Consider the following 15,014-nt stretch of genomic DNA (forward strand, 5'->3'; position numbering starts at 1 on the left):
TCATGGCACTAAGCAGAGAACAAATAGCAATGCGCGTTGCACAAGAATTTAAAGATGGCGACTATGTTAATTTAGGTATCGGCATCCCAACACTTGCGGCAAGTTATGTTCCGGATGATATCAGCGTGATGCTGCAATCTGAAAATGGATTGCTTGGTATGGGTGCCTACCCTACTGACGACGCAGTAGATGCTGATATGATAAATGCAGGCAAAGAAACCGTGACGGCCATTACAGGCGCGTCTATTTTTAATTCTGCGGAAAGCTTCGCTATGATTCGAGGTGGACACGTCGATTTTACGGTGCTTGGCGCTTTTGAAGTTGATGTAAACGGTAATATAGCCTCGTGGATGATTCCTGGTAAGCTGATAAAAGGCATGGGCGGCGCGATGGACCTGGTTGCGGGTGCCAAAAATATTATTGTTACCATGACGCACACTGATAAACACGGTAACTCGAAATTGCTTGATGCATGCACCTTGCCCCTTACTGGCGTTAATTGTATTACGCGTATCATCACAGACTTAGCCGTGCTTGAAGTAAAAGATGGCGCGTTTGTACTAAGAGAGTGCGCACCCGGCGTCACACCTGATGAAGTAAAGCAGAAAACGAAAGGTGCACTCATCATTCCTGATGAAGTCACAGAAATGCAGTTTTAAACAGCATTAACGTCTTCGCATGCTTTCATAATTGCGGCCTTTAAGGGATAATAGCGCTTGAGTATTTCTAAGAGGCCGCACATTGTTAGTTACAGACCTACCCGTTCATCATAAAATTATTGCTAAGCTTGAAGCAAAGAATATTACTTCGCTTACTGAAATTCAGGAAAAGACAATACTTCCAGGCATTCAGGGCAAAGATATTATCGCGTCTTCAAAAACGGGGTCTGGTAAAACCTTTGCATTCCTTGTACCCGCCGTAAACCGTTTAATGTCTCAAAAAGCATTGAGTAGGCAAGATCCAAGGGCGCTTATTTTGGCCCCTACACGCGAGCTTGCTAAGCAAGTTTTCATCGAAGCAAAATCGTTATGTAGTGGTCTTAATCTAAGCTGTACGCTAGTTGTAGGCGGAGAAAACTTTAACGACCAAGTTAAGTCATTGCGTCGAAACCCTCACATAATTGTTGGCACAGCAGGCCGCGTTGCCGATCACTTGCTGGGCAAAAGCATGTATTTAAATGGGCTTGAATTGTTGGTCTTCGATGAAGCCGACAGAATGCTTGACCTCGGTTTTTCTTCGCAATTAAAGATGATCAATGACTACGCCGACCATAGAAAGCGCCAAACTATGCTTTTCTCGGCGACATTGGATAGCATCGAACTAAACCACATGACATCTACGCTGACTAAAAGTGTAGTACGTGTTGCCGTTGGCGATTCCACTGCAGAGCATGGCGATATTACCCAGCAATGTTACTTTGCAGATAATGTTGAGCACAAAGACACATTATTGGACACTGAGTTAAAGCGTAGAGATTATAATCAAGCTATCGTATTTACCGCGACACGAGAAGATACAGACCGATTAACCACGATACTCAATAAGAGCGATTTACAGGCTATCGCGTTACGTGGTGACCTACCACAAAACCAACGCGCTGCAATTATGAGTGAGTTTGCCCGCGGCCAGCATTCAATATTGGTTACGACTGACGTTGCCTCGCGTGGCTTGGATCTTTCTAAAGTCGGGTTAGTTATTAACTTTGATTTACCAAAAAATGTTGATGAATATATTCATCGAATTGGACGTACAGGTAGAGCCGGTCAAAAAGGTGAAGCGATGTCGCTTATCGGGCCAAGAGACTGGAAGAGCTTTACGGCACTTAAATCTCATTTACAGTACGCATTAGCCTGTGAAAACCATGACACTCTGCCGGCGACATTTAAAGGGTTTGAAGATAAAAAACCAACATCTGCATCACCCAAATCACGTGCGGCGAAAAAACGTGAAGCGGCACCAAAGAAGCAGGCTGTTCGTCGGGTAGATACAATGGGCGGTGAAGACATTGGTATGGTGCCTATTAAGCGAAAACCTCGAGCACCTGTCGAAAACGACGATGATGACAGTGCCGATACGTCCGAACAAGAATGAGCATAAAAAAAGCGAGCTATAAATAGCTCGCTTTTTTGTTATCTAAAGAATGAACAGCCTAGTATTCCCACCAACATTCCTGCCACCATTCTAGGAACTCAGGAAAATCAATAAAGCCATCATTGTTACTGTCTATTAGCTTAAAGCCTTCCTCGACATGACTGGCCTTAGTTTTAGGCGATATAACGGTTAGCAGCTCAATAAACTCGGTCAAATCGATTTGACCGTTTCCGTCCTTGTCGAAAAAGATAAAGTCGTTCTTTATCTCTTCAATTTTTGCTTCTGAAAGTTGAGTACTCACTAGTAGTCCTTATTCGTACATCATATACAACGAGTGTAACGCTCAAGATGGTGCGTGTCTACGCTTGATTTTGCTTTGCTTTCAACGCCCTTTCACGCTGTTGGCGTGCTTTTTCCAAACGCTTTTGTTCCATCGTTTCTCTCGCTTCCGTACCAACATGTTCTTGGTTACGCGCTTTTGCAAGTTGCACTTGTTTTTCTCGTTCGCGGAAGCGGGCAATTTGATCATCGGTGTGCGTGCCATGACAATGTGGACAGCTTACACCTGGTTCATACACGTCACTTTGTTTATCTTCAACTGTTATGGGTAAGCGACAGGCGTAACATTGATCATATTTACTTTTTTCAAGGTCGTGGTTTACGGCAACACGATTGTCAAAGACGAAACAATCCCCTTCCCATAACGACTCTTCTTTAGGCACATCTTCTAAATATTGAAGTATGCCACCCTCAAGATGATAAACCTCTTCAAACCCTTGCTCTTTTAAGTATGCTGTCGATTTCTCACAACGAATACCACCGGTACAAAACATGGCAACTTTTTTGTTTTTAGTTGTGTCTAGGGCGTTTGCAACATACTCTGGAAATTCACGAAATGTTTTAGTTTTTGGGTCTATAGCATGCTTAAATGTGCCAATATCTATTTCATAATCGTTACGAGTGTCGATTACCGTAACGTCTGGATCGCTTATTAATGCATTCCATTCTTTTGGCTTTACATAAGTGCCGACCGTCTGACGCGGGTCGATACCCTCAACGCCCATGGTCACAATTTCTTTTTTGAGCTTAACCTTCGTACGATAAAAAGGCTGGTCTTCATGCAAAGACTCTTTGCATGAAATAGGGTTTATTCTGTCGTCGCTGTTAAGATAGTGAAGTAACCCATCGATACCCTCTCGAGTGCCCGATACGGTGCCGTTTATCCCTTCATTAGCGAGAAGTAAAGTACCTTTGATCCCATTTTTTTCCATGGCATCAAGAAGAGGTTGGCGCATTGCCTCGAAGTTGTCGAGCGCAACAAATTTGTACATCGCGCAAACGATATATTTAGTCATAATGTTCACCTTTGCTAGTTGGAACGTAAAACCAGTGCAAAATGCGGCGCGGAGAATAACAGAGAGGCGGTAGAATTACTAGACTAAGCAACAAATGTCTGTTGGGAGAGCGGGATTAGGTCGTTTAACATCGTCGGGTCTTCAGGCAGTTGTTCAACATATTGCGTTTTAAGCCGCTTCTGTGTGCTTAATGAACAGTTGTTTATAATGTCATCGCTTAACTTATCTTTATCGTTCACTTGGGACAATGGCGATGGGTGCATATGTTGAAAGAGCATTGCATCACTGGTAAATCCGCTGCTGTATAAGGTATTGACCCTGCTTATCATTGCCCAATCGGACTCAGTTGCAGCAAGCGCAGGCTGACGATAAAAACTTGGGATATCACTATCTGATGTTGCACGCTCGTCATGCTCTGTTGAATCGATGTAAGAAACATTGCTTACAAGCGCACTTTGCTGCATTGCAAGGTACAACGAAAACAACGTCGCGTCTTGCGCCGCCTTAGCGAGTGTGCCATTTTTTTCCCATGAGATACTGGGATCTATCGTGGCTTGATTAACTGTTTGGGGCGCTTCCAAGAATTGACCTAACGTTTGTTGCATACTTATGTTGTCGGCAAGATAATGTTTTTCTTAAGCATATTCTTGCTCTGGGCGCAGTTTTCATTAATGATAAACGTATCCACATCGGCTAACGGAATAGAAATGAAATTTGCGGACAAGCAGGTTTTAATAGTTGAAGACCAGCGCCCTTTTCTGCTTCTCCTCAAAGGGCTCGTTAACTCTATGGGCGCCACCGATGTTGTGACTAAGTCATCGGCAGAACAAGCGCTGTCTCTGTGTAAAAAGCAAAAATTCGATATTGTTGTTTGTGATTTACACTTGGGCGCTGACAAAAAAAATGGTTTCGAGCTTATTGAAGAGCTTCGTACTAGGCGCCTTTTAAAACCAACGTCCATTTTTATTATTATTAGTGCAGATAGTACACGTCCTGTTGTGCTTGGCTCAATTGATAGACGGCCTGACGATTATCTTGTTAAACCCTTCTCACAAGTTCAATTAAAGACGCGTATTTCACGTGCATGGCAAAAGCGACAGGCGTTATCAAGCGTCTATGAGGCAATAGCGAGTAAAGACACCAACAAGGCCATTGATGAATGCGAAACATTGTTATCGCAAGACACCCCCTATAAAGGTGCATGCGAACAGTTACTGGTAGAACTCTATTGGGAAATTGACGCCCCAAAAAAGGCGTTTGACGTGATTAAAGAATATCGTAGCGGCAAGCCCATATTATGGGCCCAAATTGCCCTTGGAAAAACGTATTTAAAGCTCGCAGAGCACGATAACGCGATAGCGATGGCTGATCTCATTTTAAAACGGAACAAGTTTAACGCTGATGCGTTAGATATACTGGCTAATGCCAAGGATAGCCAAAATCAAAAAGAGGCGGCGATAGCGGCAATAAAACAGGCTATTAAAATTTCCCCCTTCTCTTTAAACCGGCATTTTAATGCTTGCCTCATTGCGAGAGGAAATGACGATTACATATTGGCATCAGAGTCGAGCAAAGCAATTTGGGAATTGTCTAAACGTACAATTCATCAGGATAGCCTGCACTGGTGTGGCTTTATTCGAAGCTTGTTAGATGTTGCGGAGTATACCGATGATAAAAAAGTTAAAAACCGGTATCAACAAGAAGCCTTGCTTGCACTGCAACGGGGCAAATTCGACGATAGTTTACAGCGCATAGATAGCAATTTCGATATTAACATTTTTAGCCATATCGTTAATGCTCGAGTTAACATGTTAGACGGAAAGATGATAGATGCTAGGCGACAATTAGGCATTTCACAGCTTGCGATAGAAAAAAACTACGATTCGCCCCCCACTGCATACCTTCCAGACAGCGTGAAAATCATGTATGACTTGGGCGAATATGAAGACGCCATTCGTTATCAAGCATTATTAGAAAGCGAGGCAATTTCACTTGATAAAAATAGCGAGCAATTGTTGTTAACCGAATCTGAAAAAGCCCAGCAGAACTTAGCAAACTATCAAAAATTCAATCGAGAAGGTATTCAGCTTTATCAGCAAGGACAATACGAAAAATCAAAAAGTTCATTTACGTTGGCGCAAGAATTTGCCCCTGTTAATACTGGTGTCGCGCTTAACTTACTGCAGTGTTTATTACAAATAATAAGTAAAAGTGCTACCCCTGAAACCGCGTTACTAAGAGAGTGCCGACGGCTCTATAAACTGTTAGATGATATGCCCCTTAAATCTCAATACAGTGAAAAATATGCATTGTTACGACGTGATTTATCGGTATTTACCGATGTCTAACAACCGCCGTCAGCGCCTCCACCACTGTCTGTGCTATTACAGGCACTATTATCACTTGTCGTGGTCGCGATAAACCCTGCACTACCCGCTTGAGGACTTTTTACCACCCGGCGCGATTTTCGTTTCGTTAGCTTGATAAAAGCGATGACCAACGACACAACAAATAGCGCTGGAAATACTTTGCTGAAAACAACGCTGCCTGACTGTAAGTCGGTGTAGTAAAAACTACTTATGCCAACAAAGATAACAATAAACCAACCAAACATTACTTTTCCTTTTATTGCAGTCTTACCGGCGACGCTTACGATACGCTGCGACTAATCACTCATTAGCTCGCGCTAATGTAATACATTTCAACTATGGTATGCACCTGAAACCATCGCCGTAAGTTCATTCTTAGGTAGAGACAATTGTTGACCATCTAACGACATCTTTTTACCCATAAACTGATCAAAAATGGCATCATGATAAGCCTTGGACAATGGCCCCTCTCGCAGGGTGTAACCTTCTATCCATTCTACAAGCATTCCAAGATTCTTATCTTGTTCAGCTTTAGACGCATATTTGTGGGGTTCCCAAGGCCTACTAAATGCGTTTTTAATGCATTGTTCAACGGTAGCATTGACATATAAAAGCAGCGTATCGTCATGTTGCCGTACTATCTCTTCAATCAAGTCGCCATAACATCCCTCTATTACCCAGCCCTGTCGGCTTTCGTCGCACAGCGCGTTAATAGCTAGCATAGAAGCTGAAATAGTGTCTCTGACCGGCGCTTGATTGCAGCGTTCTGTACGTTTCCATGCCACCACATCCAAATCAATATGCGTGAAAAGAAACGTGGATGCTAACGTTTTTGCCAAGGTACTTTTACCCGAACTTGAATTACCTACAATCGCTATCTTCATCGAGAGTAACCTTACTGTTGCGCACCAGTGTATTAAGTAAGTGACTAATCCTACGTAATACCCACTGCTTAAAGACTAAATGTCAAAACCGTGTCTTTACAAAGCCCGCCCCCCTTAATGAGGCAAGCGCTGCCAATGCCGTACTGCTAGCAAAAAACGCAGTAACACAAACATTCTATGCGTTATAAAACGAATGGGGCACAAAAACTGGCTATCCGACTTGCCGTTTCAGCGAAGGCATATTACGTTAGATATAAATATAAAGCAGGAGTTTCTTGTGTCAAAACGTGTTGCAATTTTAACCTCTGGCGGCGATGCTCCTGGCATGAATGCATGCCTTCGCGCCACCATCATAGCGTGTGAACGAGCCGGTTATACGCTTTTTGGCTATGAGCATGGCTACAATGGGCTACTTGAGCAAGAATACCGTCAACTCTCTCTTTCTTCTACGCATAACCTTATTCAGCAAGGCGGAACAATACTGCACAGTGCCAGAAGTAAGGCATTCAAAACTATTGAGGGTGCGAAAACGTCGGCAGATAACCTTGTAGCGCTGGATATCGATACATTGATTGTCATTGGTGGCGATGGTTCTTTTCGAGGCGCGGATCACCTATCGCACTACTGGCCAGGCCAAATAATTGGTATACCGGGTACTATCGATAATGACATTCAAGGAACCGATGCGACGATTGGATTCTATACTGCTGTAGATACCGCGGTATCCTCAATAGATAAAGTACGTGATACGGCCGATGCTTTTGAACGCATATTCCTCGTTGAAGTTATGGGACGAGAAGCCGGTTTTCTCGCGCTGCATGCTGCTATTGCGTCAGCGTCTGATTATGTCATTCTTCCCGAGACGTTTCATAATGAAGAAAGCGAGCTTAACAATATTGTCCAACAAATTGAAAACAGACGCGCGCTGCGAGCATCCATCAGTTATATCATAGTGGTAGCAGAAAACGTCTGGCCAGGCGGTCTTTCTGCCCTGGCGCAGTCGCTCAATAATAAGGGAATAGAAGACATTAGGCCTGTCACGTTAGGGCACGTTCAACGTGGCGGGTCACCGACCAGCCAAGACAGAATTTTAGCAACAAACTTAGGTCGCTATGCCGTCGACCTTGTCGGCACCGACGTGACTAATGTAATGGTAGGAGAACGAAATCAACGCATCGTTGAAGTGCCGCTGACTGACACATGGAAAGGCAGAAAACCTTTGAATAACTACAGGTTAGATACAATGCAAAAAGTAATGAATGAGCGATTTTAACACTCAACCTTGGTTACGCGTAACCAAAAACACCCACACATAAAACAGTAATACCGGCTTAGGCCGGTATTACTGTGAAAAATGTGATGCCAACAATTTACATTTTCATCGCCGCTTTTACTTTGTCTCGATGACTACGACTTACTTTAAGCTCGGTATCATTTTGCAGTATGAGGTGGTATTCACCGCTTATATGACTGACCAGTTTCTTAACGAATCGTATGTTTGCGATAGCCGAGCGATGAACACGTACAAACAGTTGAGGGTTTAACTCTTGTTCGAGTTCTTTCATTGTCTTACGCATAATATGCATACCGTCTAACGCATGTACACACATGTAGTCGCCTGCGGCATCTATCCACTGGATATCTTGGACATTCACTCTGGTCACTTCAGACCCATCTTTTATTGCCAACACATCTGGATAGGGGTTCGTTTCCACGGGTTCGCCGCTGGCTAACTTACGTAAAATCTCTTCACAATCATCACCGGTAAGTTCAGACACCAAATTAACCAGTTTCTTTGATTGTTCATCTTGATGCTGGCTTGAGAAGTACTCTCTGACCTTATCTAGTGCCAGTCTTAGGCGCTCATCATCGGCAGGCTTAAGTAAGTAGTCCAAGGCGTGTACATCGAATGCTTTAATTGCGTAGCTATCATAGGCGGTAACAAACACCACAAGTGGTATGGGTTGTTTAAGTTCACGCAGCTTATGAATAACTTGAAAGCCGTTAAGGCCGGGCATTTGAATATCAAGAAACACTAAATCTGGTCTGTGCTGTGAAATAGCACTTACCGCTTCTACACCATTTTGGCACTCAGCAAGGATATTGATATCGTCATGACGCTCTAGTCTCGCACGCAAGCCTCTGCGAGCAAGCGGTTCATCGTCGACAATTAACGTTTTAATGGTTTGCTTAGTCATTGTTATGCATCCTTTACTTCATAAGGGATTCGGATCCTGACCCGTACCCCTGATGGCTTATTGTGTTCACACGAGAAGGCAAAGTTTCTTCCATACAACGACTGAAGCCGCTCTTTGATATTGACTAGCCCTACTCCGTTTTCTCGTCGCAATTGGCCATCTTTAATGTCGGCACCCGGACCGTTGTCTGCCACATCCATAAGCAAATCATTTCCGAATGTACGTGCGCTAATGGCAATTTGACCACCGTCTTGCATTTTAGCGATGGCGTGTTTTATCGCATTTTCAATAATAGGTTGCAAAATCATACTCGGAACAAGCGCACCGTCGCATTGATCATCGATATCCCATACAACCTCAAGACGATCATCAAACCGTACTTTTTCAATTTCTAGGTATAGCCGCAGAGCTTGAATCTCTTGTCCTAGCGGTACACGTTTTATCGGGTCGTTATCCAGCGAATACCGTAAAAAATCACTTAAACGAGAAACCATAGCTTCGGCCGTGTCGTTCTCTTTTAACAGGACAAGCGTCGATATCGCATTCAGTGTATTAAATAGAAAATGGGGATTTAGCTGATAGCGTAGCATTTTAATGTGCGCTTGATGTGCCATGGTGCTTGCTTTTAACGCATTTTGCTTTTCTTTTTGCAGCATTTGGAAGTTCTTAATGCCAAAGTAAACGCCACTCCAACACCCCACCATAATCAAAGAATTAATGGTATTTGTGAAATACATGTACCATTCATCGGGTCGATAACCGTGTTTGTATATTTCCCAATAGTTTATGTTTTTCACCACGGCCCACAGCAGCGCAATAAGATAACAAGCCGCAATAACGATAATAATCATGTTGAGCGGTGATTGTTTTCTTGCCCATCGATATACATACCGTAAAGGTATGGTTAATAGCCAACCTGCGTAGGCATTCAAGAGAATAATAAAGACCCAAATAGGCCTTACATCGTGAAGAAACGAACCAATGTAATAAATGATAGCGAACCCTGCCCAGCCAGCGCTGTGCAATGTCCAAAACAATCGCTCATTACTTTCGATAACGCGCTGAAAGCGGCTCACATGAGTACCATCAAAAGAAGTGTTATCCCCATTATACGCAAGGCATTAATATCGTGGTACGAATTAGTCGTGCGTCAGATGCCTCTTATCGCAAGTACTCACCACTTAGTAACTAATATTTAAGCGTTTAAGCCAATGAACCCACCACCACGCCGGGCCGACAAGTAAAAAACGAACATCATCTAGAAAGGAAGGCTTCTTTCCCTCTATCTTGTGACCAATAAACTGCAGTATCCACATAAAAACAAAAAGGATTAAACAACATTTCCATACCGGTAGTGCCGCCATGTCTAACGCATTAATACCGCCAAAACACACAATGGTTAGTAATGTCATCGCCGCGCCGATAGGCCCAGATAGAGTGAAGTAATAATATAACAATGGTATTGCGAGAATATGTGCCCACGTCACATTGAGGCTTGCGAGGAAATCAGGAACCGGGATAGACCACACCAACCCAAGCGTAACAAAATAGATACTTGGAACGGCAATAGCGTGGATTATAACGTTTGTTTTATTTTGATGGCTTTCACCGTATTGCATCAACAGTTTTTCAATGGTTCTCATTATCATGCCTTTTATCGTTATTGTTATTACGTATGTGCAGATCGTTAATTGATAAGCGTGTGGTTAGACAGCAACGTATTTATTGCCTCTTCCTCCCCATCAAATTTCACACCGTAATACACGAAATTAGGTTCTAGCCGGTGATTTTTTACGATCGTTGCTATCTGCGATTCGTCTTGTTCGCTTCCATAGAGTAATGTTAGCGGGCTACTATCATTCAATACTGGCCATTCTGGCTTAATCGGTAATGCTATTTTGCAACCGTCAGCGCTGATATCAACGATAATCCCACTGGCGCCCGTGTCGCCAAACTCATCAGACTTAACCCTTACCGATATACCTGGATAAGCCCGTTTATTTGCCCTGAGGCCTTTAGACTCTATACGGCGTGGAAAGCTAGTAATCAATAGACCTGATGGCTTTGTAAGTAGTTTGAGAACCTTCACCCGAAAGGCGATGACCTGTCCAGCCTCACCCTCTAGTACAAATCTGACGACAAGTTCATTGCCCACAGTAAGCAAATCGCGCACACTCATCCATTTTGCAGAGGTAGAAATCTGAAAAATCATACATTGCCCCAGCTCCATACCAACATATGTCGTTTTAATACGCCTCGGTGCCGTGGGTGTCGTAATTTGAATATCGACAACGGCGCCTGTAGGTAAAGATTTAAGACCACTAATATCGTCTTTACTAAGCGACGTGGCCTTTGATTTTTCAGTCATGATTACCATGTTATTATTATATTAATAACTTAATGTAACCAATTTTTTGCTAGCTGACAAAGTCTTCTCGCATCAATGTTACTATTTAAAATTGAACGGTTTACGCTCTTATAGGACATCCATGTCACACCTAACGTTAGACTACACATTACACATTGCAGATTGGAGAAAGCATCAATTTACGGTATCGCTTTCTATTCCTTCACACGAACAACAAACACTAACGCTTACGATGCCTAGCTGGATACCTGGGAGTTATATGGTCCGCGACTTTGCGCGTAACGTTATCACGCTAGAGGCGCAACAGACTGAAAATGGTAGTAGTGTACCAGTGCGTAAGACTGATAAGCAGACGTGGGAAGTCTCGACCGATGGGGTCGCCACCACTGTTCATTATACGGTTTACGCCAATGATCTTTCCGTTCGTTCAGCGTTTATCAACCATGAATATGCCTTTATTAATGGAACGTGCGCCTTTTTGTCTGTTGAAGAATATGAGCATGCCGACTATCGGCTAACGATTGGCAAACCATCAATGCCATGGAAGCTTAACACTACCCTTCCGTTCAATCGGGAAAGCGACAACGACTGGGCTTTTAGCGCGGTGAAATATGAAGAACTTATAGACCACCCCATTTATATCGGTATCGCTGACTTATATTCATTTGATGTAGACGGTGTGTCGTTCGATTTGCTGTTTTCTGGCAGTAACAATATTGACTTGGAACGAATTGCAAACGATCTAAAACCAATATGTAAACATCATATGCGATTGTTCGGTGAGCCACAGCCCGTTGAAAAATATCTCTTTATGACGTTGTTAGCGGTCAGTGGTTTCGGTGGTCTGGAGCACAGGGCTTCTACGGCATTACTCTTTACTCGTTTAGACTTGCCTATGGTTGGTGACGATAAGTCCTTCAAGTCAGAAAGCTATATCACCTTTTTAAGCTTATGTAGCCATGAGTTATTTCATACTTGGCATGTTAAGCGTATTAAACCCCACGTTCTGGTCAATCCAAATCTAGCAAGTGAAACTTATACAAACCAACTTTGGATATATGAAGGGTTCACAAGCTTTTATGATGACGTAACACTTGCTCGTGTTGGGCTTATTACACCACAGCAATATACCGATATTATTGCCAAAACCATGACGCGCTTGTTGCAAAATGAAGGTCGATTAAAACAGAGCGTGGCCGAAAGTAGCTTTGATGCGTGGACAAAGTTTTATAAGCAGGACGCCAGCGCTGTCAACAATATCGTAAGCTACTACGCAAAAGGCGGCATTATTGCGCTGGGGCTAGACTTGATGCTACGTAAACAATCCAATAACGCAGTAAACCTAGACGACCTAATGGTGTTGCTATGGGAGCACTACGGAAAAGAGATAAAGGGCACACCCGATGACGTGATTCAAACGCTCTGTATGGCGCATTTTCAGATAGATGTGTCTGACTATTTGAATGACGTTGTATACGGAACCCAAGATGTATCTTTAAGCGACGATTTACCCCTCATTGGCTTATCAATGCATACACGGGCAAAAACAAATGCGGATGATAAGGGGGGAGCAACATCCTCGAGCGTAGTGAAAAAACAACTTGGAGCCACGCTTAAGCCTGTTGCACAAGGGCTCAGTGTAATCCAAGTGTTTGATGGGCTAGCCGCGATGAATGCTGGGATTTTGCTTAATGATGTGATTATCGCTGTTAATCATTATGTGGTTGATCAAAAAATGCTTCAACGGATTTTGGATACTACGCAAGACGCGACGGTTGAGGTAACGTTGATTAGGGATGGAAAGCTGATGTCCGTTCAACTAACCGTTACAGACGCAAGAGAAGATGCCAGTTTCTTTACTATCGACGATGTCAATGCCTTCGAAAAATGGTTATCACTTAACTAAGACATAATGAAAATTGGTAAATGGCCCGCATGATGTGGGCCATTTTATACTATATCAATTAGTTTGGCTGACCTTGAACGATCGTTTGCGGGTCTAACCGTTTTTTCCCTAAATTGATACGCCAGTCCAAATGCGGCCCTGTCGCTCGACCAGTAGCACCGATGGCACCAATCCGCGTACCCTGCTTCACCACGTCTCCGACGTTAACATCCATGCTATCTAAGTGCAGAAACGTTGAAAAAACATGCATTCCGTGATCAATAATTAACGTATTTCCTGAATAATAGAGATCATCGGCTAACGTAACCGTACCGTCCGCAGGCGCAACCACTTCAGTTCCCTTAGGACCACCCACATCAACCCCATAATGGGGCCATTTTGGTACGCCATTCAGTACCCTCTGACTACCATAAACCCCAGTAATCGGCCCTTTCGCAGGCCAAATAAAACGGGTAAATACCGCATCATAATCAGTAACACGGCTTCTTGCCGCTGCAACGTTACGATTATCTTTCTTAATCCGCTCGGTACGAGATGCAGGCGGCGTAACCATCTTTTGATCTAACCCATCAATACGTTGAATATTATATTCGCGTTTCTCAAGCGTTAATTCGCGTGAAATCGTTTCACCGTTTGGTAACGTAACCTTAAGCAAATGATTAAGCGGCGCTTCTCGCTCAAACCCAATAACAAATTTACCTGAGCGATGTACCGCAACAGGTTCATTGTTCAACCATACGCTTGCGCCCTTAGGCACCTCTGCGCGTAATAGCGCTCCCTGAGTGAGCATACCATTAAGTATCAATGCGTCGTTTTCGGCATTGGTTTCACTTGATGCCATTGCATTCGTCAAACAAAAGGTTGTTAGGATCACACCTGATATAAAACGTTTTAGCTTGCGGTTTTTCTTCATATTATTCACCAATAGCGTTGACTATTGAGACACCATCGCGCCCTTGCCTACACCTTCATAAGCAATAACTTTGCAATGATTATCCGGCGTAAGTTTGCTCTGCTCTTCCAACAAATACTGGGCTAAACATTCTACCGTTGAATCTGTCGTTATCACTTCGCAATCCGATTTTGGAATGAGCAATTCGAAATAGCCCTGTGAAGCCTCGTATGCAAACATGTAATATTCTTCAGGGTTCGTCACGGCGCCTTTCATTTTGCGCTCAGAAAATGCAATTTCATCGCTTGTAGTGGCGATATAAATATCAGCCCAACGCTCAGCCCAATATCGCTGGTACTCCTCACTCACTTTGTTATCTAACAAAATATCAATGCGAGAACGATGACCATGCGCAATCCGTTGGCAGTTTCCATCGTGCTTTTTAAGGCCATGAGTATAGTGATAGTAAGGTGAATCAATCACTTCAGTGCGTAGCTGCAACGTAATATTGTCAACATTTTCAGGTAAGTGAGTCGCAATCACTTCTTTGAGATACATGCTGACTGAGTCCATCGTTACTACATCGGAATAGATAAATGCATACGCCTCGGCCGGGCAATGCAACATAATGGCCCGCCCATCAATACATGAAAAACGCACTTCGACGTGTTCATTCTCATCGTTATGAATTACATCAGCGCCAGCATACTCTGCTGGAACTAGCAGTTTATGGTCTATGTATTCGTCGATGAGCTTTTTAAGGTTCTTTTTCACCTTACCGAAGTCTTGGACCATACTTTCTTCGTTTAATTCGCCGTCCAGAATTACATCGACAATCCAACTTTCTCCTACCATGCCGCGTTGCGGACACAAATAAGAGAAGTCCATTACCGTTAAATCATTTACAAATAATTGCATAACACCCTTGAATCGTGTTCGTTTTCTTTCTCA

Annotated in this window: 16 protein-coding genes; 5 read left to right on the top strand and 11 right to left on the bottom strand. The window is 43.3% G+C overall.

What is annotated here, in order from left to right; translation table 11 throughout:
• Nucleotides 1-2 precede the first annotated feature (2 nt).
• A complete protein-coding gene (locus ACOJRU_RS09035) occupies nucleotides 3-659 on the top strand; it encodes a CoA transferase subunit B (protein ID WP_421131427.1) in 657 nt (218 codons plus the stop codon).
• 82 nt (nucleotides 660-741) lie between these two features.
• A complete protein-coding gene (locus ACOJRU_RS09040; RefSeq protein WP_421131428.1) occupies nucleotides 742-2,091 on the top strand; it encodes a DEAD/DEAH box helicase in 1,350 nt (449 codons plus the stop codon).
• Between the two features lie 58 nt (nucleotides 2,092-2,149).
• Here ACOJRU_RS09040 and ACOJRU_RS09045 read toward each other — a convergent pair whose 3' ends face one another.
• From ACOJRU_RS09045 to ACOJRU_RS09055, 3 genes are all read right to left on the bottom strand, one after another.
• Nucleotides 2,150-2,392: an EF-hand domain-containing protein gene (locus ACOJRU_RS09045; RefSeq protein WP_421131429.1), complete on the bottom strand. Its 243-nt coding sequence runs from the start codon at nucleotides 2,390-2,392 to the stop codon at nucleotides 2,150-2,152.
• A gap of 58 nt (nucleotides 2,393-2,450) precedes the next feature.
• Complete coding sequence (locus ACOJRU_RS09050) at nucleotides 2,451-3,446, bottom strand: rhodanese-related sulfurtransferase (protein WP_421131430.1); 996 nt, start codon at nucleotides 3,444-3,446, stop codon at nucleotides 2,451-2,453.
• Nucleotides 3,447-3,529: 83 nt separating this feature from the next.
• Complete coding sequence (locus ACOJRU_RS09055; RefSeq protein WP_421131431.1) at nucleotides 3,530-4,027, bottom strand: hypothetical protein; 498 nt, start codon at nucleotides 4,025-4,027, stop codon at nucleotides 3,530-3,532.
• A 126-nt stretch (nucleotides 4,028-4,153) separates the two neighbouring features.
• On the opposite strand from ACOJRU_RS09055, the gene ACOJRU_RS09060 reads away from it, so the two are divergent.
• Nucleotides 4,154-5,794: a response regulator gene (locus ACOJRU_RS09060; RefSeq protein ID WP_421131432.1), complete on the top strand. Its 1,641-nt coding sequence runs from the start codon at nucleotides 4,154-4,156 to the stop codon at nucleotides 5,792-5,794.
• Here the strand turns inward: ACOJRU_RS09060 and ACOJRU_RS09065 are convergent.
• Nucleotides 5,791-6,060: a hypothetical protein gene (locus ACOJRU_RS09065; protein ID WP_421131433.1), complete on the bottom strand. Its 270-nt coding sequence runs from the start codon at nucleotides 6,058-6,060 to the stop codon at nucleotides 5,791-5,793. The genes ACOJRU_RS09060 and ACOJRU_RS09065 overlap by 4 nt on opposite strands.
• Before the next feature lie 87 nt (nucleotides 6,061-6,147).
• Nucleotides 6,148-6,699, bottom strand: coding sequence for a shikimate kinase (locus ACOJRU_RS09070; RefSeq protein ID WP_421131434.1), 552 nt, complete (start codon nucleotides 6,697-6,699; stop codon nucleotides 6,148-6,150).
• A gap of 277 nt (nucleotides 6,700-6,976) precedes the next feature.
• On the opposite strand from ACOJRU_RS09070, the gene ACOJRU_RS09075 reads away from it, so the two are divergent.
• Entirely contained in the window at nucleotides 6,977-7,972 is a 996-nt protein-coding gene (locus ACOJRU_RS09075) for an ATP-dependent 6-phosphofructokinase (protein ID WP_421131435.1), read from the top strand.
• 97 nt (nucleotides 7,973-8,069) lie between these two features.
• On the opposite strand, the gene ACOJRU_RS09080 is transcribed toward ACOJRU_RS09075, so the two are convergent.
• From ACOJRU_RS09080 to ACOJRU_RS09095, 4 genes are all read right to left on the bottom strand, one after another.
• Nucleotides 8,070-8,897, bottom strand: coding sequence for a LytR/AlgR family response regulator transcription factor (locus tag ACOJRU_RS09080; protein WP_421131436.1), 828 nt, complete (start codon nucleotides 8,895-8,897; stop codon nucleotides 8,070-8,072).
• Between the two features lie 2 nt (nucleotides 8,898-8,899).
• On the bottom strand, nucleotides 8,900-9,973 hold the full coding sequence (locus ACOJRU_RS09085; RefSeq protein ID WP_421131437.1) for a sensor histidine kinase: 1,074 nt from the start codon (nucleotides 9,971-9,973) through the stop codon (nucleotides 8,900-8,902).
• 105 nt (nucleotides 9,974-10,078) lie between these two features.
• On the bottom strand, nucleotides 10,079-10,540 hold the full coding sequence (locus ACOJRU_RS09090; protein ID WP_421131438.1) for a DUF962 domain-containing protein: 462 nt from the start codon (nucleotides 10,538-10,540) through the stop codon (nucleotides 10,079-10,081).
• A gap of 44 nt (nucleotides 10,541-10,584) precedes the next feature.
• Nucleotides 10,585-11,265, bottom strand: coding sequence for a flagellar brake domain-containing protein (locus ACOJRU_RS09095; RefSeq protein WP_421131439.1), 681 nt, complete (start codon nucleotides 11,263-11,265; stop codon nucleotides 10,585-10,587).
• Between the two features lie 121 nt (nucleotides 11,266-11,386).
• On the opposite strand from ACOJRU_RS09095, the gene ACOJRU_RS09100 reads away from it, so the two are divergent.
• Nucleotides 11,387-13,171, top strand: a complete 1,785-nt coding sequence (locus ACOJRU_RS09100; RefSeq protein ID WP_421131440.1) for a M61 family metallopeptidase — start codon at nucleotides 11,387-11,389, stop codon at nucleotides 13,169-13,171.
• Nucleotides 13,172-13,229: 58 nt separating this feature from the next.
• Here the strand turns inward: ACOJRU_RS09100 and ACOJRU_RS09105 are convergent, their stop codons facing one another.
• Together ACOJRU_RS09105 and ACOJRU_RS09110 are read right to left on the bottom strand one after the other, a co-directional pair.
• The gene (locus tag ACOJRU_RS09105; RefSeq protein WP_421131441.1) at nucleotides 13,230-14,084 is read right to left on the bottom strand and encodes a M23 family metallopeptidase; all 855 of its coding nucleotides are present in this window, start codon (nucleotides 14,082-14,084) and stop codon (nucleotides 13,230-13,232) included.
• A gap of 21 nt (nucleotides 14,085-14,105) precedes the next feature.
• Nucleotides 14,106-14,981, bottom strand: coding sequence for a 6-carboxytetrahydropterin synthase (locus tag ACOJRU_RS09110; protein WP_421131442.1), 876 nt, complete (start codon nucleotides 14,979-14,981; stop codon nucleotides 14,106-14,108).
• Nucleotides 14,982-15,014: the final 33 nt, after the last annotated feature.

The sequence above is a fragment of the Alteromonas algae genome, from assembly GCF_049117195.1.
GTDB lineage: Bacteria > Pseudomonadota > Gammaproteobacteria > Enterobacterales > Alteromonadaceae > Alteromonas.

What these genes read in the sequence shown, in the direction of transcription:
- ACOJRU_RS09035 (WP_421131427.1), top strand. Translation starts at nt 3, where the DNA reads ATGGCACTAAGCAGAGAACAAATAGCAATGCGCGTTGCACAAGAATTT.
- ACOJRU_RS09050 (WP_421131430.1), bottom strand. Translation starts at nt 3,446, where the DNA reads ATGACTAAATATATCGTTTGCGCGATGTACAAATTTGTTGCGCTCGAC.
- ACOJRU_RS09060 (WP_421131432.1), top strand. Translation starts at nt 4,154, where the DNA reads ATGAAATTTGCGGACAAGCAGGTTTTAATAGTTGAAGACCAGCGCCCT.
- ACOJRU_RS09065 (WP_421131433.1), bottom strand. Translation starts at nt 6,060, where the DNA reads ATGTTTGGTTGGTTTATTGTTATCTTTGTTGGCATAAGTAGTTTTTAC.
- ACOJRU_RS09070 (WP_421131434.1), bottom strand. Translation starts at nt 6,699, where the DNA reads ATGAAGATAGCGATTGTAGGTAATTCAAGTTCGGGTAAAAGTACCTTG.
- ACOJRU_RS09080 (WP_421131436.1), bottom strand. Translation starts at nt 8,897, where the DNA reads ATGACTAAGCAAACCATTAAAACGTTAATTGTCGACGATGAACCGCTT.
- ACOJRU_RS09090 (WP_421131438.1), bottom strand. Translation starts at nt 10,540, where the DNA reads ATGAGAACCATTGAAAAACTGTTGATGCAATACGGTGAAAGCCATCAA.
- ACOJRU_RS09095 (WP_421131439.1), bottom strand. Translation starts at nt 11,265, where the DNA reads ATGACTGAAAAATCAAAGGCCACGTCGCTTAGTAAAGACGATATTAGT.
- ACOJRU_RS09100 (WP_421131440.1), top strand. Translation starts at nt 11,387, where the DNA reads ATGTCACACCTAACGTTAGACTACACATTACACATTGCAGATTGGAGA.
- ACOJRU_RS09105 (WP_421131441.1), bottom strand. Translation starts at nt 14,084, where the DNA reads ATGAAGAAAAACCGCAAGCTAAAACGTTTTATATCAGGTGTGATCCTA.
- ACOJRU_RS09110 (WP_421131442.1), bottom strand. Translation starts at nt 14,981, where the DNA reads ATGCAATTATTTGTAAATGATTTAACGGTAATGGACTTCTCTTATTTG.